The sequence below is a fragment of the Sphingomonas mucosissima genome, from assembly GCF_002197665.1.
Classification (GTDB): domain Bacteria; phylum Pseudomonadota; class Alphaproteobacteria; order Sphingomonadales; family Sphingomonadaceae; genus Sphingomonas; species Sphingomonas mucosissima.
The window spans coordinates 1-19,190 of sequence record NZ_NBBJ01000004.1 but is presented as its reverse complement, the minus strand read 5'-3'; the positions used below and the strand labels follow the sequence as shown (position 1 = coordinate 19,190).

Annotated in this window: 23 protein-coding genes and 1 pseudogene; 18 read left to right on the top strand and 6 right to left on the bottom strand. The window is 68.0% G+C overall.

Features of this window, described 5'->3' with window-relative positions:
- The first annotated feature begins 184 nt into the window (after positions 1-184).
- Positions 185-958: a class II aldolase/adducin family protein gene (locus SPMU_RS12045; RefSeq protein WP_088334174.1), complete on the top strand. Its 774-nt coding sequence runs from the start codon at positions 185-187 to the stop codon at positions 956-958.
- A 57-nt stretch (positions 959-1,015) separates the two neighbouring features.
- Here the strand turns inward: SPMU_RS12045 and SPMU_RS12040 are convergent, their stop codons facing one another.
- Together SPMU_RS12040 and SPMU_RS12035 are read right to left on the bottom strand one after the other, a co-directional pair.
- Positions 1,016-2,053, bottom strand: a complete 1,038-nt coding sequence (locus SPMU_RS12040; RefSeq protein ID WP_088334173.1) for a sensor histidine kinase — start codon at positions 2,051-2,053, stop codon at positions 1,016-1,018.
- Positions 2,054-2,149: 96 nt separating this feature from the next.
- A complete protein-coding gene (locus tag SPMU_RS12035; protein ID WP_088334387.1) occupies positions 2,150-2,995 on the bottom strand; it encodes an enoyl-CoA hydratase-related protein in 846 nt (281 codons plus the stop codon).
- A gap of 137 nt (positions 2,996-3,132) precedes the next feature.
- On the opposite strand from SPMU_RS12035, the gene SPMU_RS12030 reads away from it, so the two are divergent.
- The 3 genes from SPMU_RS12030 (at position 3,133) to SPMU_RS12020 (ending at position 4,899) form a co-directional block, all read left to right on the top strand.
- Positions 3,133-3,804 carry a glutathione S-transferase family protein gene (locus SPMU_RS12030; protein WP_088334172.1) on the top strand — a complete coding sequence of 224 codons (672 nt, stop codon included), beginning with the start codon at positions 3,133-3,135 and terminating at the stop codon, positions 3,802-3,804.
- 3 nt (positions 3,805-3,807) lie between these two features.
- Positions 3,808-4,179, top strand: a complete 372-nt coding sequence (locus SPMU_RS12025; protein WP_088334171.1) for a tRNA-binding protein — start codon at positions 3,808-3,810, stop codon at positions 4,177-4,179.
- A gap of 144 nt (positions 4,180-4,323) precedes the next feature.
- A complete protein-coding gene (locus SPMU_RS12020) occupies positions 4,324-4,899 on the top strand; it encodes an opacity protein (protein ID WP_088334170.1) in 576 nt (191 codons plus the stop codon).
- Positions 4,900-4,959: 60 nt separating this feature from the next.
- Here the strand turns inward: SPMU_RS12020 and SPMU_RS12015 are convergent, their stop codons facing one another.
- Both SPMU_RS12015 and SPMU_RS12010 read right to left on the bottom strand, forming a co-directional pair.
- Positions 4,960-5,259 (bottom strand): DUF4919 domain-containing protein, encoded by a 300-nt coding sequence (locus SPMU_RS12015; RefSeq protein WP_169715718.1) that lies wholly within the window; start codon positions 5,257-5,259, stop codon positions 4,960-4,962.
- Between the two features lie 88 nt (positions 5,260-5,347).
- Positions 5,348-6,580, bottom strand: a complete 1,233-nt coding sequence (locus tag SPMU_RS12010; protein ID WP_088334168.1) for an acyl-CoA dehydrogenase family protein — start codon at positions 6,578-6,580, stop codon at positions 5,348-5,350.
- 92 nt (positions 6,581-6,672) lie between these two features.
- On the opposite strand from SPMU_RS12010, the gene lpdA reads away from it, so the two are divergent.
- Entirely contained in the window at positions 6,673-8,067 is a 1,395-nt protein-coding gene (lpdA, locus tag SPMU_RS12005) for a dihydrolipoyl dehydrogenase (RefSeq protein WP_088334167.1), read from the top strand.
- A 753-nt stretch (positions 8,068-8,820) separates the two neighbouring features.
- Here the strand turns inward: lpdA and SPMU_RS12000 are convergent.
- Entirely contained in the window at positions 8,821-9,603 is a 783-nt protein-coding gene (locus tag SPMU_RS12000) for a methyltransferase domain-containing protein (RefSeq protein WP_088334166.1), read from the bottom strand.
- 132 nt (positions 9,604-9,735) lie between these two features.
- Positions 9,736-10,962 (bottom strand): NAD(P)/FAD-dependent oxidoreductase, encoded by a 1,227-nt coding sequence (locus tag SPMU_RS11995; protein WP_088334165.1) that lies wholly within the window; start codon positions 10,960-10,962, stop codon positions 9,736-9,738.
- Between the two features lie 261 nt (positions 10,963-11,223).
- Here SPMU_RS11995 and SPMU_RS11990 point away from each other — a divergent pair, with 261 nt between their 5' ends.
- The 13 genes and pseudogenes from SPMU_RS11990 to SPMU_RS11930 all read left to right on the top strand — a co-directional run.
- Positions 11,224-11,565, top strand: a complete 342-nt coding sequence (locus SPMU_RS11990) for a hypothetical protein (protein ID WP_088334164.1) — start codon at positions 11,224-11,226, stop codon at positions 11,563-11,565.
- Positions 11,558-12,400, top strand: a complete 843-nt coding sequence (locus SPMU_RS11985) for a hypothetical protein (protein WP_088334163.1) — start codon at positions 11,558-11,560, stop codon at positions 12,398-12,400. The genes SPMU_RS11990 and SPMU_RS11985 overlap by 8 nt, the downstream gene beginning before the upstream one ends.
- Positions 12,397-13,698, top strand: a complete 1,302-nt coding sequence (locus SPMU_RS11980) for a DNA-packaging protein (protein WP_245833224.1) — start codon at positions 12,397-12,399, stop codon at positions 13,696-13,698. The genes SPMU_RS11985 and SPMU_RS11980 overlap by 4 nt, the downstream gene beginning before the upstream one ends.
- A 418-nt stretch (positions 13,699-14,116) precedes the next feature.
- Entirely contained in the window at positions 14,117-15,220 is a 1,104-nt protein-coding gene (locus tag SPMU_RS11975) for a phage portal protein (RefSeq protein ID WP_088334162.1), read from the top strand.
- Positions 15,217-15,525, top strand: coding sequence for a DUF6127 family protein (locus tag SPMU_RS11970; RefSeq protein WP_088334385.1), 309 nt, complete (start codon positions 15,217-15,219; stop codon positions 15,523-15,525). The genes SPMU_RS11975 and SPMU_RS11970 overlap by 4 nt, the downstream gene beginning before the upstream one ends.
- Positions 15,522-15,896 (top strand): HK97 family phage prohead protease, encoded by a 375-nt coding sequence (locus SPMU_RS11965; RefSeq protein WP_211275796.1) that lies wholly within the window; start codon positions 15,522-15,524, stop codon positions 15,894-15,896. The genes SPMU_RS11970 and SPMU_RS11965 overlap by 4 nt, the downstream gene beginning before the upstream one ends.
- 72 nt (positions 15,897-15,968) lie before the next feature.
- A complete protein-coding gene (locus SPMU_RS11960; RefSeq protein ID WP_425442183.1) occupies positions 15,969-16,973 on the top strand; it encodes a phage major capsid protein in 1,005 nt (334 codons plus the stop codon).
- Between the two features lie 61 nt (positions 16,974-17,034).
- Positions 17,035-17,592 (top strand): head-tail connector protein, encoded by a 558-nt coding sequence (locus tag SPMU_RS11955; protein ID WP_088334161.1) that lies wholly within the window; start codon positions 17,035-17,037, stop codon positions 17,590-17,592.
- On the top strand, positions 17,589-17,996 hold the full coding sequence (gene gp17 / locus SPMU_RS11950; RefSeq protein WP_169715717.1) for a tail completion protein gp17: 408 nt from the start codon (positions 17,589-17,591) through the stop codon (positions 17,994-17,996). The genes SPMU_RS11955 and gp17 overlap by 4 nt, the downstream gene beginning before the upstream one ends.
- A 1-nt stretch (position 17,997) precedes the next feature.
- Complete coding sequence (locus SPMU_RS11945; RefSeq protein ID WP_088334159.1) at positions 17,998-18,405, top strand: phage major tail protein, TP901-1 family; 408 nt, start codon at positions 17,998-18,000, stop codon at positions 18,403-18,405.
- Positions 18,402-18,716 carry a gene transfer agent family protein gene (locus SPMU_RS11940; protein ID WP_088334158.1) on the top strand — a complete coding sequence of 105 codons (315 nt, stop codon included), beginning with the start codon at positions 18,402-18,404 and terminating at the stop codon, positions 18,714-18,716. Before SPMU_RS11945 ends, SPMU_RS11940 begins: the two co-directional genes overlap by 4 nt.
- Positions 18,713-18,916: a phage tail assembly chaperone gene (locus SPMU_RS11935; protein ID WP_088334157.1), complete on the top strand. Its 204-nt coding sequence runs from the start codon at positions 18,713-18,715 to the stop codon at positions 18,914-18,916. The genes SPMU_RS11940 and SPMU_RS11935 overlap by 4 nt, the downstream gene beginning before the upstream one ends.
- Positions 18,909-19,190, top strand: a pseudogene (locus tag SPMU_RS11930) (tail tape measure protein); the annotation flags it as partial. The gene SPMU_RS11935 and the pseudogene SPMU_RS11930, both read left to right, overlap by 8 nt.

Below are 19,190 nucleotides of genomic sequence, written 5' to 3'. Positions count from 1 at the left end.
ATCGCCGCCAATGTTGAGGGTGTTGGAGAAAAACGCGCTATCGCCTCAACTTCCTCAACATTCGTTTTCTGCACTTGTCGATCGTCGGTGCGTTTTCGCACGGCTCCGCGTGGGGTGCGGCTCGATTGCTCCTGTCCCGCCACGCCGTTATGATCGGCGCAAATAGCAATCAGGAGAGCACGCCATGGCCACGCTGGCATCGGTCGATAACACCATCCAATATGCCCCCGGCGAGTGGGAGGCGCGAGTCGATCTCGCGGCGGCGTACCGCCTCGTCGCGCTGTACGGTTGGGACGATCTGATCTTCACGCACCTGTCGGCGCGCGTGCCGGGGCCGGAGCATCATTTCCTGATCAACCCGTACGACATGATGTTCGAGGAGATCACCGCCTCCAGCCTGGTCAAGATCGACGTCGAGGGCAATCCGGTTGGCCATACCGATCATCCCGTGAACCCGGCCGGCTTCACCATCCACTCGGCGATCCACATGGCGCGCGAAGATGCCGCCGCGGTGATGCATCTCCACACGCCGCATGGCCAGGCGGTCAGTGCGATGGAGTTCGGGCTGTTGCCGCACACCCAGACGGCGATGATCGCGCAGCACAATGTCGCCTACCACGACTATGAGGGCATCGCGACTGACCTCGACGAGCGCGCGCGGCTGGTCGCGGACATCGGCGACAAGCATGCGATGATCTTGCGCAACCATGGCACGCTGGCGGTGGGTGACAGCGTCGCGTCGTGCTTCCTGCGGCTCTATTTCCTCGAGCGCGCATGCGAGGCGCAGGTGCTGATGCTGTCGGCGGGCCGTGAGAACCTCAACAACCCGCCGCAGGGCGTGGAGGAGAAGGTTGCCGGGCAGAGCGCGCCGACGGGCATGGGCAAGCTCGCCGAGAAGCTCGCGTGGCCGGCGCTGCTGCGCAAGCTCGACCGGATCGATCCCAGCTTCCGCAACTAGAAGTGCGCGGCGCTCCCGTTCAGCCCCGACGCGGGGCTGTGCGGGCAGACGGCCCGGCTAGCCGGCGTGTTTGCCGCCATCCTGGGCACCTTGGGCCTGCGGCAGAACGAGGCAGGCGCGGGTTTCGGGGCCGCCGGTAACCGTGTAGCTGCCGCCCGTCTGGTGGGCGAGCATGGTCGCGATCGAAAGGCCCAGGCTGTTGGTCGCCTCGGCCGAGAAATCGGCAGGGAGCGTGCCGCCATTGTCGATCACGCTGATGCGCAATTGCCCATCGACGGCCAGCACCTCGATCGCGATGGTTGGTGCGAGATGATCGGGAAGGCCGTGCTCGATGGCATTGGCGATCGACTCGGCGACAACCAGCGCGACGGGCAGCGCCTGTTCGGTGGAAAGGCGCAGATCGGGGGGGCAATCCACCCTGCGCGCGATGTCGCTGCGGCCGTTCGCTTCCACCACATCGTCCAGCAGGGCGGTGAGAAAGGCGGCGAGGCCCTTCCCGTTTTCATCGGCATCGTAGAGGCGGCGGCTGATCCGCCCGATCAAGGCGACGCGCTGCGAGGCTTCAGCGAGCGCGGCGGCCGCCTGCGGATCGGCCAGCCGGCGGCGTTGCAGGACGAGGAGACCGGCGACCGCCTGCAGGTTGTTGGACACCCGGTGCTGCAATTCGTCGAACAACAAGGCACTGGTGCGAGCAAGGGCGGTGCTACGCTCGCGCTCAGCGGCGAGATGCCCGTTGGCACGCTGTAGCCAGTGGATGATCAGCACATCGGTGACCACCACGAGCGTGTAGAAGCCCATGGCCGTGAGCGAGCCGACGTCCAGATTGAAGGTGTGGCGCGGCGGGATGAAGAAATACCACGCGAGCACGCCGCCTGCTGCCGCCGTGACCGCGCCGTAGCGGGCGCCGAACAGCATCGACACCAGGATCACGGCAGGAAAGAAGCTTAGAAACGGAAAACCGGGCGGCAGCGCGCCATCCGCGGCATGCCGGATCCAGAGTGCGATTGCGACCGCCACGAATGTTGCTGCCCAGGCCACAAAGGGGCGAACGGCAAGCGGAAAGCGATCGAGCGGCAGAAAAGACCCCTGGAGCAAAGGTGGCCTGATCCACCGTTGCTGATGGTAATGAGCCGACGCGCTCAGGTCGAGGCTCGTGTTGCTGTCTTTCCGATCCGTCGGAAGCGATTGAGATCAGGCGCTCCACCAGGGATAGCCGGGTGGCATGTCATGCGCGATCCGGCCGCGAAAGGTGGGCGCCCGCTTCTCAAGGAATGCCGCCACGCCTTCGCGCACATCCGGGCCGGCACCCAGTGTCATCGCGAACCCGCCGTCCACTTTGAGCGCGCCTGCGGGCGACGCTTCTCCGGCGAAGCGCCACAGCATCTGGCGGGTCAGGGCAACAGATACGGGCGCGGTGTTCTCGGCGATCTCGCGCGCGATTTCCTGAGCGCGATCGAGGAGCGTCTCGCCGGGCACGACCTCGTTGACCAGGCCGCCCGAAAGCGCTTCCGCCGCACCGAAGAGCTTGCCTGAAAGGCACCAGCGCAATGATTGGGGAAGCCCGACGATCTGCGGCAGGAACCAGGCGCTGCCGGCCTCGGGCACCAGGCCGCGGCGGGCGAACACGAAGCCGAAGCGAGCCGTATCGGACGCAATGCGGATATCGCACGGCAAGGTGAGGGTTGCGCCCACGCCGACGGCGGCGCCGTTGATGGCCGCGATCACGGGCTTGGGACTGTCAAAGATCGCGCCAACGAAGCCGCCGCCGTCCTGGCGCGGCTTGCCCTCCGCAGCGAAGTTCGGTCCGCCGCTGCCGAAACTTTCCGCGCCGCCCGAAATGTCTGCGCCCGCGCAGAATCCGCGCCCCTCGCCGGTCAGGATGATGGCGCGCACCTTTTCTTCGGCGCCCGCCCTGCGCACCGCCTCGGCAAGTTCGGCGCCCATCACCGCCGTGTAGGCGTTCAACTTGTCGGGGCGGGCGAGCATGATCGTCGCGACTGGCCCGTCAATCGTGTAACGGATCTGTTCAAAGGTCATCGGCCTCTCCTTGCCTTGCGGATCATGGTCGTCCGCTTGGTGACGCGCATAACCTTTCCCGCAGCCTTGCGCCATGCGGTGCACTCGGATCGCCAAAGCGGCTTTCCCCTGCCGCTCGCGCAGCTTAACGAGGGGGGATGTGGCAGCTGTACCAATTTCCCCTGTGCCCCTTCACCCGCAAGGTCCGCATCCTCTTGGGTGAGAAGGACGTCGGCTACGAATTGGTCCGGGAGATCCCGTGGACTCGGCGCGACGAGTTCCTCGACATGAACCCGGCCGGCCAGACCCCTGTCATGGTCGATGGCGAGCGCGGCACCGTGCTGATCGATTCGGCGGCGATCTGCGAATATTTCGAGGAAACGGTGGATCGCGCGGCGATGATCAACGGATCGGCCGCCAACCGGGCCGAGATCCGCCGGCTGGTCGCCTGGTTCGACACGCAATTCTTCCGCGACGTCAGCCAGCCGCTAGTGGAAGAGCGGATGGTGAAGCGGCTGGTGCTGCGCCAATCGCCTAATGCCGCCCGGCTGCGCGAAGCGATGAAATCCGCGATCGGCCACCTCGATTATATCGACTATCTGCTTGATCACCGGAAGTGGATGGCGGGCGCGACGATCAGCCTCGCGGATTTGGCTGCCGCGGCGCATATTTCGGTGGCGGATTATCTCGGCGGGATCGACTGGTCCGGGCATACCCATGCCAAGGCATGGTATTCGGCGTTCAAGAGCCGCCGCAGCTTCCGCCCGCTACTCGCCGAGCGGATGAGCGGCATTGAGCCGCCGAGCTATTACGAGAACCCGGATTTCTGAGCGATGCACGTGAGCCATGATGCAAGCGCCGCGGCGGCCGAGACAATAGCGTTCGACGATTTCCTGAAGGTCGACATACGGGTCGGCACGATCGTTTCCGCGGAGCCTTTCCCCGAAGCGCGGAAGCCTGCGTTGAAGCTGCTGATCGATTTCGGGCCGGTCATCGGCCGCAAGAAATCGTCTGCGCAGATCACGGAGAACCATGCAGCCGAGGATCTGGTTGGGCGACAGGTGATGGCGGTGGTCAACTTCCCTCCGCGGCAGATCGGGCCGGTGATGAGCGAAGTGCTGACGCTGGGCTTTCCGGATGCGGCGGGCAAGGTCGTGCTGGCGGGGCCGATGCTGCCGGTGCCGGACGGTGGGCGACTGTTCTAGTAGGCGAGCGTGGCGGCGTTGCTGTGCACTGTTGCTGCAACGCAACACAATCACTTTACTTGGCTGCGCGAGCAACAAGCGGGGCGCCCGCGGGTTCAGTTAACGACCGCGCATAGGACAGGCGGCCTCGTAAAAGGTATTGTAATGAAGAAGTTGCTTTTGGCGGCCGCTGCCGCCGCGTTCGTGTTTCCTGCGATGGCATCGGCCCAGGAGACCACCACCGACGGATCGCGTGCGTTCGGGATCGACCCTTATGTCGGCGTGATGGGCGGTTATGAAGGGTTTGAGAGCGCGCCGGGTGGCGGCATCCCAGTGTCGCAGCCGGGCAACCGCCTGAAGGGCGGGCTGGTTGAAGGCGTGGCCGGCGTGAACGTGCCGCTCGGCGGCTTCTTCGTCGGCGTGGAAGGCAATGCAGCCAAGGGCTTCACCGGCGACATCGACTGGCAATATGGCGTGCACGGCCGCGTCGGCGCGCGCGCTGGCGAGACGGGCCTGATCTACGTCAAGGCCGGCTACATGTGGACGAACTTCGACCGCTACGGCCCAAACAGCCGTGACTATGGCGACATCTCCTACGGCATCGGCGGCGAGTTCGGCCCTTCTGCGATCGGCCTGGACGGCTTGGTCAAGAAGGAAGGCATCCGCTTCCGCGCCGAAATCGCTACCCAGGGCGAGTTTGAGTCGGTGCGGCCGATGATCGGTATCATTGGGCACTTCTGAGCCCTGCGACCGGTGAAAGGAAAGGGGCTCCGGCTATCGCCGGGGCCCCTTTTTCGCGCGTCAATAGGTCGCGTAGAAGCGGCTTATATCGAGCCAGAGTTGACGCGTTTCGCCCCGATCGTTTGTGACCGTCAGCACATCATAGGGTCTTTTCTGAATGACCAGAGATTGTGATTGTGGCGTAAAGCCAAGTGCGGCGATGATCTGATATTCGTCCCTGACGCTGGCGACCTTGAACGCCGTCTCGGGCGCCGCGCCGTCCGCCTTAGCCATGATCTTCTGGATGTGCTTCGACACCGGCGGCGCTTGCGCGCTGCCGGGCGTTGCGATCAGGGCGGTCAGCAGTAGGGCCAATCGCATCGGTTCGCCTTTCACGGTTGCGCAGCTCATGCGTGCAAAAAAAGATGCGGCTTGTTCGCCAGCGCCACGCTCAGCACGAACCGGTGCTCTAAAGCCCCAGCACCTGTTTCGCGATGATGTTGCGCTGGATTTCGTTGGAGCCGGCGTAGATCGGTCCGGCGCGCTCGTTCATGTAGCGCAGGGGCGCGAGGGCGTGCCATTCCTCGCCGCTGACATAGCCATCCGCGGGGGGAGTGTGACGGGGGACAGGGCCGCCAGGCATTGTTGCGTGCGGCTGATAGACAAGGCCGCGGTCGCCTGCGGCTTCCATCGCGAGTTCCGTCAGCGTGCCGGCGAGTTCCGTGCCCATGATCTTCATCATCGACGATAGCGCGCCAACGCTGCCGTCGCCGTTGGCGGCGGAGAGCAGGCGAAGCTCCATGATCTCCAGCACGTCGGCGCGGATGCGGGCGCGGGCGAGCTTGGCGGCGAAGACGGGATCCTCGAGGAGCGGCGCGCCGTCGCTGCCGGTGGTTTCGGCGGCGTGGCGGGCGATGGCGTCGGCGCGAGCCTTCAGCGCGGGGGCGTAGGCATTGCCGCCGCGTTCGAATTCCAGAAGATATTTGGCGACGCTCCAGCCGCGGTCGATCTCGCCCATCACGTTTGCCTTGGGCACGCGCACGTCGGTGAAGAACACGGCGTTCTGGATCTGCTCGCCCGACGACATGGTGAAGGGGCGGACCTCGACGCCGGGCGTCGTCATGTCGATGAGGAGGAAGGTGATGCCCTGTTGCGGGCGGCCCTCCTTGGAAGTGCGCACCAGCGCGAAGATCCAGTTCGCTTCGTTGGCGTGGGTGGTCCACACCTTTTGACCGTTGATGATGAGATCATCGCCCTCCTCGACGGCGCTGGTCTGCAAGGAGGCAAGATCGCTGCCGGCGCCCGGCTCGGAATAACCCTGGCAGAAGAAAATCTCGCCAGAGAGGATGCGCGGCAAGAAGAACTGCTGCTGTTCGGGCGTGCCGTATTTCATGATGACATAGGCTACCATCGAGATGCCCATCGGCGACAGGCCTGGGGCGCCGGCGGCGATGCGCTCGCGATTCCAGATGTAATGCTGCGCCACCGTCCAGTCGGTGCCGCCGTGTTCGGGCGCCCAGTGGGGGGCGGCCCAGCCCTTGGCGACGAGGGTTTCCTGCCACTTCATGCTGGCGTGGTGATCGGCATAGACGCTGGTGGAGAGACGGCCTGCGCGCTGCAGATCGGGGGTGAGCGAGGTGGCGAGAAAATCGCGGACCTCCGCCTCGAACGCCTGCTCCTCCGGGCTCCAGTTCAGGTCCATTCCCGCTCTCCTCTTTGCGTCGCGGGGTTGCACCCCCGTCATGAGGGTCTATGTCGCAGCCGTTTGATATATCCGCAAGGCGAGTGCACCCGATGGCTGATGAATTCGACTATGACGTTCTCGTGATCGGCGCCGGTCCGGGTGGTTATGTCGCGGCGATCCGGGCGGCCCAGCTGGGGCTGAAGGTGGCGTGCGCGGAGAGCCGCGAGACGCTGGGCGGCACCTGCCTCAACGTCGGCTGCATCCCGTCCAAGGCGATGCTGCACGCGAGCGAATATTTCGATGCGGCGGCGAACGGCACGATGGCCAAGATGGGCATCAAGGTGACGCCGGAGCTCGATCTGGAGGCGATGCATGCGCAGCGCCGCGACTCGGTGAAAGGCCTGACGGGCGGCATCGAATTCCTGTTCAAGAAGAACAAGGTGACGTGGCTGAAGGGCCGCGCCAGCTTCGAGGATGCGCATACTGTCAGCGTCGGCGACCAGAAGGTAACGGCGAAGAACGTCGTGATTGCAACGGGTTCGAGCGTGACGCCGCTGCCGGGCGTGACCATCGACCAGAAGGTGGTGGTCGATTCGACGGGCGCGCTGGAGCTGCCCAAGGTGCCCGAGCATATGGTCGTGATCGGCGGCGGCGTGATCGGGCTGGAGCTTGGTTCGGTCTGGCGCCGGCTGGGCGCGAAGGTGACCTGCGTCGAGTTCCTCGATCAGATCCTGCCGGGCTTTGATGGCGATATCCGCAAGGAATCGAACAAGATCTTCAAGAAGCAGGGGATCGAGTTCAAGCTGTCGACCAAGGTGACGGACGTTGCGGTCAACGGCGAAAAGGCCACGCTGACGGTCGAGCCTGCGGCGGGCGGCGAGGCGACGACGATCGAAGCGGATTGCGTGCTGGTGTCGATCGGCCGCCGTCCGAACGTGGACGGCCTGGGGCTGGAGAAGATCGGCCTCATCCCGAACAACCGCGGCCAGATCGAGACCGATCACGATTTCCGCACCTCCGTTTCGGGCGTTTGGGCGATCGGCGACGTGATCCCGGGCCCGATGCTGGCGCACAAGGCCGAGGACGAGGGCATTGCCGTTGCGGAGAACATCGCCGGGCAGCACGGCATCGTGAACCATGATGTGATCCCGTCGGTGGTCTACACCTGGCCCGAAGTGGCGGGCGTCGGGCTGACCGAGGAAGCGGCCAAGGAGAAGGGCGAGATCAAGGTCGGCAAGTTCCCGATGATGGCGAACAGCCGCGCCAAGACCAATCACGAGCCCGACGGCTTCGTGAAGGTGATCGCGGACGCGAAGACCGACCGCGTGCTGGGCGTGTGGTGCATCGCGAGCGTCGCGGGCACGATGATCGCGCAGGCGGCGCAGGCGATGGAGTTCGGCGCGACCAGCGAGGACATCGCCTACACCTGCCACGCGCACCCGACGCATTCGGAAGCGGTGAAGGAAGCCGCGATGGCGGTGCAGGGCAAGCCGATCCATATGTGATCGGCTGACACTGGCAAACATGATGGGGCGCGCGGGCGGTATCGCCGGCGCCCCCCTTTTTGTGGGGATTGCCGAGGCAGGCACCTGTGCGGGATACCGCGGAGACGCTTGAGACGCTTGAGACGCTTGAGGCGCACAGAGCCGGGGTTCGGCGCCACAACGATATGCCGTAAAGCCCGCTGTGAAACTTTGGGGCAGCGCGGATATGGCCGTCTGATCGGTTCATTACGACAGAGGTGCGTCACTGCCGTTGCGGCACTCTCCGTCGCCGGAATGCCGGTCAAGACAGTCGCTCAGACGTTCGCTCCGGTTGATGATGTAGCGGGGCTGATACAGAAACGTAGAGCACGGGAACGACTGTACCAATCAAGGCCCGCCTATCAGTGGCATTTTCAGATCGACACGAACGCAGGCCGCAACTTAATGTTCGCAGATTGCGATCGGTTGTTTTGCGGGGCCTTCTATCGAAGCCCGCCTTTTCGCTTCACTGTGTTGGCGATGGTCGGCCGTCCTCTGATGCTGAGCGTAGCACGTGAGGATTGCCTGTCGGCCGTTGAGACGTGGCGTGCTCCTGGCATCGTAAACGATGTGCGGCGACTGCCGATCAGCATGGCAGACGCGCAGTCGATGACCAGAGCTCTTGCTGACCAGGCCAACAGAGCAGCGCGCCGAAACTGCAGATCGAAGATTGATGCGACAGCCTCGAGAACGATCCGCTCGTTCCCGCAACTTCAATCTCGCTTCACCTTCCAGCTATCCGATACGTTCGACGCGCCCTGAGACGAGAAAGGCGAGATCCCAGAAGATCGCACCACCTACTGCCCGGCGTTCCTCATCGATGCGATCCGCAAGGACGTTCAGATCAATCTCCTCGTCACGAACAACCCCGTGCTCGATCATGCGCGCCAGCATGGCGCGGGCCAGCGTCGGCGGGAAGGATTCTTCCCATGACTGGATGATCACGCCTTCGCTGCGGGCGTGCTCGATCGCAAAGCCGGCTTCGCGCATCAGATCCGCCAAACGATAGCCGAGCGTGACGTCACCCCTTTCAGCAGCAACGGTGTCCCACATCATTCGATAACATTGTTGATGCATGGGAAGGTCGCCAAGGCCGGAAGGCAGATCGGCGCGCGCATGCTCCTGGAAAGCCAGGATCGTGCCTGGCTTTGCAAAACGTGCAAGCCTGTTCAGCGTTGCTGCGGCATCTGGGAGGTACATCAGCACACGCCGGCCGACGATCGCATCGAACTGGCCAAGGTCGGGCAGCCCTCCACTCAGATCGGCAACCTGATAGCATATCGGGGCCGTTCCCGGTTGCGGCTGAACGGCGCGTGCCGATGCCAACGCGCCTTCGCTCCTGTCGATGCCGACGACCTCACCCCCAGGCCCGACCAATGCGGCCACAGCCCGGCTAAGATCACCATTGCCGCATCCCACGTCGAGCACCCGCATATCCGGCGCAAGGCCGATATGGGGAAAGAAGCGGGCGCTGGGGCCGTTGGCCGGATTGGCCGGCGTGGGCTGGTCATGTGACATTATCACATGGTAGGAGCTAGGCTTGTGGCTGGCAAGGCACCGGCGTTGAGCCGCGATGCCGCACGATCACGCATCGCGGCCTGGGCGACGGGGTGATGGGAGCGGCAGCGAGCCAAGCTCAAGCCTCCCCTGTCAGCCGGCGAGTTCCTTCAGTGGCGTAGCGGTGTCGGCGAGCCGCGAGGCATCCGGCGTGGCGCGAGTTTCGACCAGCTTGCGGCCCCCGACGTAATCCTTGACGGCGTTGACGCAGTCGAGCGCGATCACGCGGCCGGCTTTCAGGTAGATGATCGAGAAGCTACGCGTGGCGGGGTCGCCGCGCAGGACGGTGGCGTCGTGGCCGATCGAGAGGCCGACGGTCTGAAGCTTCAGATCGTATTGGTTGGACCAGAACCAGGGGACGGCGTGATAGGCGGCGTCCTGGCCGGTGATCGTTTTTGCCACGACGTTTGCCTGGTCGTTGGCGTTTTGCACTGATTCCAGCCGGATCTCGGCGCCATCGGCAAAGGCGTTGGCGTGGAGCGCGCAATCGCCGATCGCGAAAATGTCGAGGAGGCTGGTGCGGCATTGCGCGTCGACCTGGACGCCGTTGCCGCCCGCCGCGCCGGCCGCGATCAGCGGCTCAACCGCGGGGATGATGCCGATGCCGACGATGACGAGCTGCGCGGGGATGACGCTGCCGTCGGCGAGGCGGACGCCGCTGGCCGTGCCACCCTCTCCCAGGATGCAATCCACCGCGACACCGAGGCGGACGTCGACGCCGTGCGCGCGGTGCTCCGCCTCGTAGAAGCGCGAGAGATCCGGGCCGGCGACGCGGGCGAGGACCCGGTCGAGCGCTTCGAGCAGCACCACGTGCTTGCCGAACTTGGCGAGGACGGCGGCAGCCTCCAGCCCGATATAGCCGCCGCCGATGACGACGGCCTGCGTCACGCCGGGGAGCTCGGCCATCATGCGATCGGCGTCGGCGCGGGTGCGCACGGTGTGGACGCCGGAAAGATCGTTGCCGGCGCAGCCGAGGCGGCGCGGGCTGCCGCCGGTGGCCCAGATGAGGTGGCGGTAGCCGATCGTGGCGCCATCGGCGGTGGAGACGGTGTGGGCGGCGGGATCGACGGCGGTGACCTCGCGGCCGAGCAGCATGTCGACGTTGCGCTCCTGCCAGAAAGCCGCGGGGCGGATCAGGAGGCGATCGAACGTCTTGTCGCCGGCGAGATATTCCTTGGAGAGCGGCGGGCGTTCGTAAGGCAGCTCGGGCTCGGCACCGATCACCGCGATCGTGCCGTCGAACTTCGCCTGGCGCAGCGCGATCGCGGCCTGCGCGCCGCCATGGCCCGCGCCGACGATCACCACGTCATAGCTGCTCATCGATCCTCCCCCGGCAGTGGTTTGCGCGCGTTCCTGCGCGGGTGGACGCGCCAGGGCAAGCGAAACGCGCTTGACAGCGCGACGCTGTTTGTGTACAAAACAGGAACATCGAGAAAGTGCAGGCGCGGTTGGGCAGCGCCGCCAAACTCGATGCGGCGACGGGCCGGTGAGCACGGGGGCGACCCCGTTGTTCCCGGCCCGTCGGCGTTTGGGGCTCGGCGGATGGCTGGCCCTTTCACGAGAGCCGGGGGGAGAGGCGCGATGAACAAGGGCGCAGCGGAGGGGATCGTTCGCCTTGGCGGGACGGGTGCGCTGGCGGAGGTGCGGGGCGCCCGGGCGCGCGCGGGGCGGACCTCGCGGGATGGCGGCGGCAGGGCCGAAGGCGGCGGTGCGGACGCGCGGGGCGAGAGGGTGATGGCGGCGCGGCGGACACGCAAGCCGGCAGGTCGCGCCGGCGCGCTTAATAGGGCGGCGGATGGGGGCGGCGCGGCGCTTGCGGTTGCGGACGGCGGACGTGTGCCGGTTGAAGGTCGCGAGCCAGGCGCTGTGGGCTTGGACGCATCGCCCGGCTTGGGTGCGCGGAACATTGAGCGGCATGGGTGATGCCGCGCGGCATCGCCGTCGCTCTGCCAAGGTGCAGGCGGAACCATGCGACGCGCATGCGGCGGCATCCGCCGCTGAGCGGACGGCGATGATCGACACGGCGGCGGGCAAGCGCAAGGCGGAGCGGGCGTTGGATGGCGCTAGATCGGTGCCGAGCCAGGAGAGCGAGCTTGGTGCGCTGGTGGGTGCGGCTCCGCCGCTGCGCGCCGGGACGGTTGGGCGCGCGTGCGCCACGGGTGCTGCCATGCGGCAGCCCCGCCGCTCTACCCGGGTGACGGCGGGGCAGCGTGACAAACATGGGCCGGGTGCGGCCGGGCGGGTTGTGACGGGGGGTGACGGCGACGCCGACCGGGCGCTGGATGACGCAAAGTCTGCGGCGCCGCGCCATGGCGTTCGGGGAGTCGAGCTTATTGCGGGGCACAGCACGCGGCTGCGCCAGCTGCGCTTTGCCAAGGTGCTGGCGGAAACGTGCAACGTGGCGCTGGCGGCGGCGTCGGCCGGGCGGACGGTGGCGACGGTGCATCGCTGGCGTAGCGTGGACGCTGCCTTTGCCGCGGCCTGGGATGAGGCGCTCGCGATCGGATACGACCGGCTGGAGAATGCGCTGCTGGTCTATGCGCTGGGCAAGGTCGACGGTGTTGCGGGCGGGGCGGCAGGCGGCAGCATCAGCAATGGCGACCTGCAACTGGCGGTGGGCATGTTGCAGCGGCATCGCGCGTCCAGTGGCGGGCGCAGGGGAGACGCGCTGCCGATCAAGATGCCGACCGAGGCGGAGACCGACGCGGCGCTGAAGCGCGCGCTGGATGGGCTGGCGCGGCGGGACAAGCGGTCGTGAGCCGCGATCTCTTGCTGGAGCTGGCGCTGCTGCCGCCTGACGAGCGCGATCGGGCGATCGCCAAGCTGTCGGTGCCGATGAAGGTGGAGATGGCGGGGCGGTGGCATGCCCTTGCACATACGGGGCAATATTGGCCGGAGGCGGATTGGGGCGTGTGGCTGGTCCGTGCGGGGCGCGGCTTTGGCAAGACGCGGGCGGGGGCGGAGTGGGTCAATGGTGTCGCGCGGCGGGTGCCCGAGGCGCGGATCGCGCTGGTCGGGGCGACGGCGGACGAGGCGCGGCGGGTGATGGTGGAGGGGCCGAGCGGCGTCCTCGCGACGGCGCGGCTCGATGCGCGGCCGGCCTGGGCGGCGAGCAAGGGGGAGGTGCGCTGGCCCGGCGGGGCGATCGCGACCGTTTATTCGGCTGATTCGCCCGAGGGGCTGCGTGGGCCGGAACATCATGCGGCGTGGTGCGACGAACTGGCCAAATGGCGGCGCGGCGAGGCGGCGTGGGACAATCTGATGATGACGATGCGGCTAGGAAAGCAGCCGCAGGTGATGGTGACCACGACGCCGCGATCCACTGCGCTGATGCGGCGGGTGATGGCGCTGCCGGGGCTGGCGCAGACGACCGGGCGGACGGGGGACAATGTTCACCTGCCGGCGGCGTTCGTTGAGACGATGAACGAGAGCTATGGCGGGACGGCGCTCGGCCGGCAGGAGCTCGACGGCGAGCTGATCGAGACGGTTGCGGGCGCCTTGTGGACGCGCGCGGCGATCGAGGCGTGCCGGATCGCGGCGGCGCCGGTGCTGGTGCGCGTCGTCGTGGGGGTCGATCCGCCGACGGGCGTGGGCGGCGACGCGTGCGGGATCGTCGCGGCGGGGCTGGATGCGGCGGGCAGCGGGCATGTGATCGAGGATGCCAGCGTGACCGGCGCGACGCCGGAGGGCTGGGCACGCGCGGTGGCGGGGTGCGCCGCGCGGCATGGCGCCGACCGGGTGGTCGCGGAGGCGAACCAGGGCGGGGAGATGGTGCGATCGGTGCTGCATGCCGCCGACACGGGGCTGCCGGTGCGGCTGGTGCATGCCAGCCGCGGCAAGGTGGCGCGGGCGGAGCCGGTGGCGGCGCTCTATGAGGCGGGGCGCGTGCGGCATGCGGGCGTGTTTCCGATGCTGGAGGACGAGCTGTGCGGGTTGGTGGTCGGAGGCGGTTATGAGGGACCGGGGCGTTCGCCGGACCGCGCGGATGCGCTGGTGTGGGCACTTAGCGAACTGATGCTGGGGCGGCGCACGGTGGCGGCGGTGCGGGCTTTGTGAATCGGGGCGGTGGCGTTTGCCGCTGGTGTGCGGCGGATGGTGCGCTTGATCGGTTAGCGGCAGCGCTCGCGGTGGGTCGGATTCGGGCGCGAGGCCGGGATGACTGTTGTGGCGGTGTTTGGCGGCTTGCTTTTCGTCCGGCCGGGCTGGCTCGGGCACCCAGGATGCCGCCTGCTCGCCGGCCTGAGAGTTCGCAGCACGGTGGACCCCGGCACAGGGCCGGGGTGACGGTGGTGGGTGGGGCTGGCTGGTTGGCGGCTTCGTCATGCCGGGCTTGTCCCGGCATCCACTTGGCCGCGCATTTGCCGGTCTAAGAGTTTGCGGGACGCTGGACCCCGCACGGGGCCGGGGTGACGATGAGGGTGAGGCGTTTGGCGGCTTTGCTCGGCGACGGCGCGCTTTTTCGGGAGAGGTGATCATGAAATGGTTCGGCTTGAAGGCCGGGCGCGAGGGGTCGCGTCCGGCGCTTTCGCAATCGGGGGCGCGGTGGGGGCCGGGGGTGGCGCAGGGCGAGTGGCCGGCGGGCTATGACGCGCAGGTGCGCGCCGGCTATCTCGGCAATGCGGTGGCGCAGCGGGCGGTGCGGCTGGTGGCGGAGGCGGTAGGGTCGGCGCCGCTCGATGCGAGCGATCCCGCGCTGCTGGCGTTGGTGACGGCGCGGGCCGGGGGCGGGCGGCTGGCGGAGGTGGTCGCGGCGCAGGTGCTGCTGCACGGCAACGCTTTCATCCAGGTGCTGCGCGATGAGCATGGCAAGGTGGCGGAGCTGTATCCGCTGCGGCCCGAGCGGGTCGGCGTGGTGCTGGATGCCGGGGGGTGGCCGGCGGGGTATCGCTACACCGTGGGTGCGCGATCGAGCGAGATCGCGCCCGATGCGGTGATCCATGTGCGCGGCTTTCACCCACTCGACGATCATTACGGGCTGGGGTGCCTGGGGGCAGCGTCGGCGGCGATCGCGGTGCACAATGCGGCGGGCAAGTGGAACAAGGCGCTGCTGGACAATGCGGCGCGGCCGTCTGGCGCGCTCGTCTATGATCCGGGAGATGGCTCCGCGCTGTCAGCGGAACAGTTCGGGCGGTTGCGCGAGGAGATGGAGGCGGGGTTCGCCGGCGCGGGCAATGCCGGGCGGCCGATGCTGCTGGAGGGCGGGCTCAAATGGCAGGCGCTGAGCCTGTCGCCGGCTGACATGGATTTCGTTGGGCTGAAATCGGCGGCGGCGCGCGAGATCGCGCTGGCCTTTGGCGTGCCGCCGATGCTGCTCGGGCTGCCGGGGGACGCGACCTACGCCAATTATCGCGAGGCGAACCGCGCGCTGTGGCGGCTGACCGTGCTGCCGCTGGCCGATGCGGTGTTCGGCGCGCTGGCGGCGGGGCTGCGCGACCAGTTTCCCGGCGCGCGGATCGAGATCGATCCCGATCGCGTGCCCGCATTGGTCGAGGATCGCGAGCGGCTGTGGGCGATGGTGTCCGCAGCCGATTTCATTTCCGCCGACGAGAAGCGGCAGATGGTGGGGTGGGCGCAATGACCAGTTCTTCTGGGACGGGAAGAGTTTTGGCGCAGCTGCTCGCGCAGGGGAGCGCGGGCGGTGCGGACATGGCGACGCTGCGCGCGATCGCCGAGGAGGCGGGCGAGCTGGGCGCGACGCGCGCGATGACGCGGTTGGGGCTGGCCGATGATGCGGCGGGGCGCGACCTTGCCGAACTGCGCGAGCTGCTGACCGCGTGGCGCGATGCGAAGCGTAGCGCGTGGAAGGCGTTTTCGGGCTGGGTGGCGGCGCTGTTCCTCGCGGTGCTGGCGGTGAAGCTGGGGTTTGGGGAATGGGTGAAATGAGCCTGCGTATTCAAGGCTATGCCGCGGTGTTCGACCGGGTGGACCGGGCGGGCGACGTGATTCGCGCCGGTGTCTTTGCCGATGCCGTGCCGGTGCCGCTGCTGATGCAGCATCGTGGGGAAGCGGTGGGGGAGATCTGGGCGATCGGCGAGGATGCGCGCGGGCTGTGGATCGAGGCGTGCGTCAGTGATCCGGCGGCGGCGCAGCTGGTGCGAAGCGGGGCGCTCCGGGGGCTGTCGGTCGGCTATCGCGCGATTGCCGCGCGGCAGGGGGCGTGGCGCGAGGTGCTGCGTGCCAGCCTTGCCGAAGTGAGCCTGGTCACGGTGCCGATGCAGGCGGCGGCGCGGGTGGAGACCGTGATCGAGATTTGAACAAGTGCGCCCGTGGTGGGTGCAGCTCTCCGGCCGAGGCGGCCGGGGACGGTTTTTGCGTGGGAGAAGAACATGGGCGATATGATGGTGGCACGGCCGGTGCTCGAGGGCGCGGCAACGGTGGGTGACGCGGCGTTCGGCGCCTTCGTGCGCAGCGGCGCGGTGCTCGAGATGAAGGCGTTTTCCGGGGTCACGGGGGATGCGGGCGGCTATGCCATGCCGAGGGAAATCGACGCGGTGATCGATGCGACGCTGAAGGCGGCGTCGCCGATCCGCAGCGTCGCCAATGTCGTGAAGGTGGGGAGCGCGGGCTATCGCAAGCTGGTGACGACGAACGGCACGCCATCGGGCTGGGCCGCGGAAACGGGCGGGCGGGCCGAGACGGGCACGCCGACCCTGGTGGAGATCGCGCCGCCGATGGGCGAACTCTTCGCCAATCCGTCCGCCACGCAGGCGATGCTGGATGATGCCAATTTCGACGTCGAGGAATGGCTGGCGGGCGAGATCGCGGCGGAGTTCGCCAAGGCGGAAGGCGCGGCGTTCGTGAACGGCAATGGCATCAACCGGCCCAAGGGCTTTCTGCAGCAGCCGACGGCCGCCACCGGCGATGCCGCGCGGCCGTTCGGCACGTTGCAGCACATCCTGTCGGGTGCGGCGGGTGAGTTCGGCAGCAATCCGCAGGAGCGGCTGATCGACCTGGTCCAGTCGCTGCGCGCGCCATACCGGCAGGGCGCGGTGTTCGTGATGAACGCGAGCACGCTGGCACGCATCCGCAAGTTCAAGACCAGCGATGGCGCGTTCGTGTGGCAGCCGAGCCTCGCGGCGGGGCAGCCGGCGACCTTGCTCGGCTATCCCGTGATCGAGGCGGAGGACATGCCCGATATCGCGGCCAACACGCTGGCGGTGGCGTTCGGCAACTTTAAGGCAGGGTACCTGATTGCGGAGCGCAATGAGACGGCGATTTTGCGCGATCCCTACACCAACAAGCCGTTTGTCAGCTTCTACGCCACCAAGCGGATCGGCGGCTGCGTTTCCAACAGCGAGGCGATCAAGGTGATGAAGTTCGCCGTGTCGTGATCCTTCTCCGCCCCTCCCGTTCGCGCGGGAGGGGCATCGGTTGCGCTGAGGGGAGAGGATCATGACGGTTTCGGGGGTGTCGCCCGCCGCGGTTGCCGCGGCGGTGGGGGAGGCGCGCGCGTATCTGCGGCTGGAGGGGGAGGCGGAGCAGGCGCTGCTGGCGCGGCTCGCCGCCACCGCGATCGCGCTGGCGGAGGCGTTTACCGGCACGTTGCTGGTGGCGCGAACGGTGGAGGATGTGCTGCCCGCCACCGCAGGCGGCGCGTGGCAGCTGCTGGCGGCCGTGCCGGTTGCGGCGATCAACGGGGTGACGGGGCTGCCGGCAGAGGGCGCGCCGTTCGTGCTGCCGGCGGATGCCTATGCGGTGGATGTCGACGGCGATGCGCGCGGCTGGGTGCGCGTGATCGCGCCGGGCGCGGCGGGGCGCGTGGCGGTGAGCTACACCGCCGGGCTGGCGGCGGACTGGGATGGGCTGCCGCCGCCGATCGCGCAGGGCGTGGCGATGCTGATCGCGCATCTGTTCAACGATCGTGATGTCGGGCGCGCGCCGCCGGCAGCGGTGGCGGCGCTGTGGCGGCCGTATCGGCGCATGCGGCTGATGGCGGAGGCGCGGCGATGATCGAGGAGGCGATGAGCGGCGCTGATCCAGGAGGAGCGTTGCAGGCGGCGCTGGTGGCGGCGGTCCGCGACGTGCTGACGACGTTCGATGCGCCGCCGGTGCGCGCGGCGCTGCCTTATGCGGTGGTCGAGGATGCGGTGCTCGCACGGTGGGGCGGGGTGGGGATCGACGGGCGCGAGGGGCGGGTGCGGATCGTGCTGCACGATGCGGGCGAGCGGCCGGTGCGGCTGCGCGTGCTCGCGGCGCAGGCCGAGGAAGCGGTGGCGGCGCTGTCGGGCGAGATCGGTGCGGGATGGCGCGTGGTGGCGCTGCGGCTGGTGCGCGCGCGCATCGTGAAAAGCGGCGGCGGGGATCGCTGGACCGCGACGAGCGAGTTCGCGGTGACAATCTATCGGGAGAGGTGAGATGGCGGTGGAGAAGGGATCGGCGTTTCTGCTGAAGGTCGGCGATGGCGCGGCGGTGCCGGCGTTCGCGACGGTGGCAGGGATGCGCACGACGCAGCTGAGCATCAACGGCGAGGCGGTGGTGGTGACGCACAAGGGATCGGGCGGGTGGCGCGAGTTGCTGTCCGGCGCCGGCGTGCGCAGCGTCAGCGTGTCGGCGGCGGGGGTGTTCACCGGATCGGCGGCGGAGACGCGGGTGAAGACCAATGCGCTGGCGGGGGTGATCGACGATTACCGGCTGAGCTTCGAAAGCGGCGATACGCTGACCGGGCGCTTCCTGGTGACGCGGCTGGACTATGCCGGGGATTTCAATGGCGAGCGCAGCTACACCGTCAGCCTCGAAAGCTCCGGCGCGGTGGTGGCGGCATGAGCGGGGTGGCCAATCCCGTGAGGGGCGAGGCGGCGGTGCGCGTTTCGGGCGAGATGCTGGTGCTGCGCCCGAGCTTTGCGGCGCTGGTGGCGGCGGAGGGCGAACTGGGGCCGCTGTTCGCGCTGGTGGAGCGCGCCGCGGAGGGGCGGCTGGCGCTGGTCGAGATGGTGGCGCTGTTCTGGCACTGCCTGCGCGATCGTCCGGCCGGGCTGACGCGCGAGGCGCTGGGCGAGGCGGTGGCGGCGCAGGGGCTGACCGCGGTGGTGCCAGCGCTCAAGGTGTTGATCGGGCAGATCGTGGCGGGGCGGTGAGCTTCGTCGAGGCGGCCGGGCGGCTGGCGGGGCTGGCGGGCGTGGCGTTCGGCTGGGCGCCCGAGGTCTTCTGGCAAGCGACACCGGCGGAACTGGCGGCGCTGGTGCGGGTGCTGACGGGCGACGGCAGCGCGGGCGGCGGCGCCCCGCCCGATGCAGCGACCATCGCCAAGCTGAAAAGGGCATTTCCGGATGGATGAGGATTGGGAGCGGATGGTGATCGGCGTGCGTGCCGATGCCGCCGGCTTTGCGCGCGACGTGGCAGACATGCGCGGGGCGCTGGAGGGGCCGCTGACGGCGGGGGCGGACCGCGCGGGGCGGGCGATCGAGACGACGCTGGCGCGCGCGGTGCGCAGCGGCAAGCTGGGGTTTGAGGACCTGAAGAGCGTGGCGCTGGCGGCGATGGGGGAGATTGCGGCGAGCGCGTTGCAGGCGGGGATCGGCAGCCTGGTGGGCGGTGGCGCGAACCGCGGG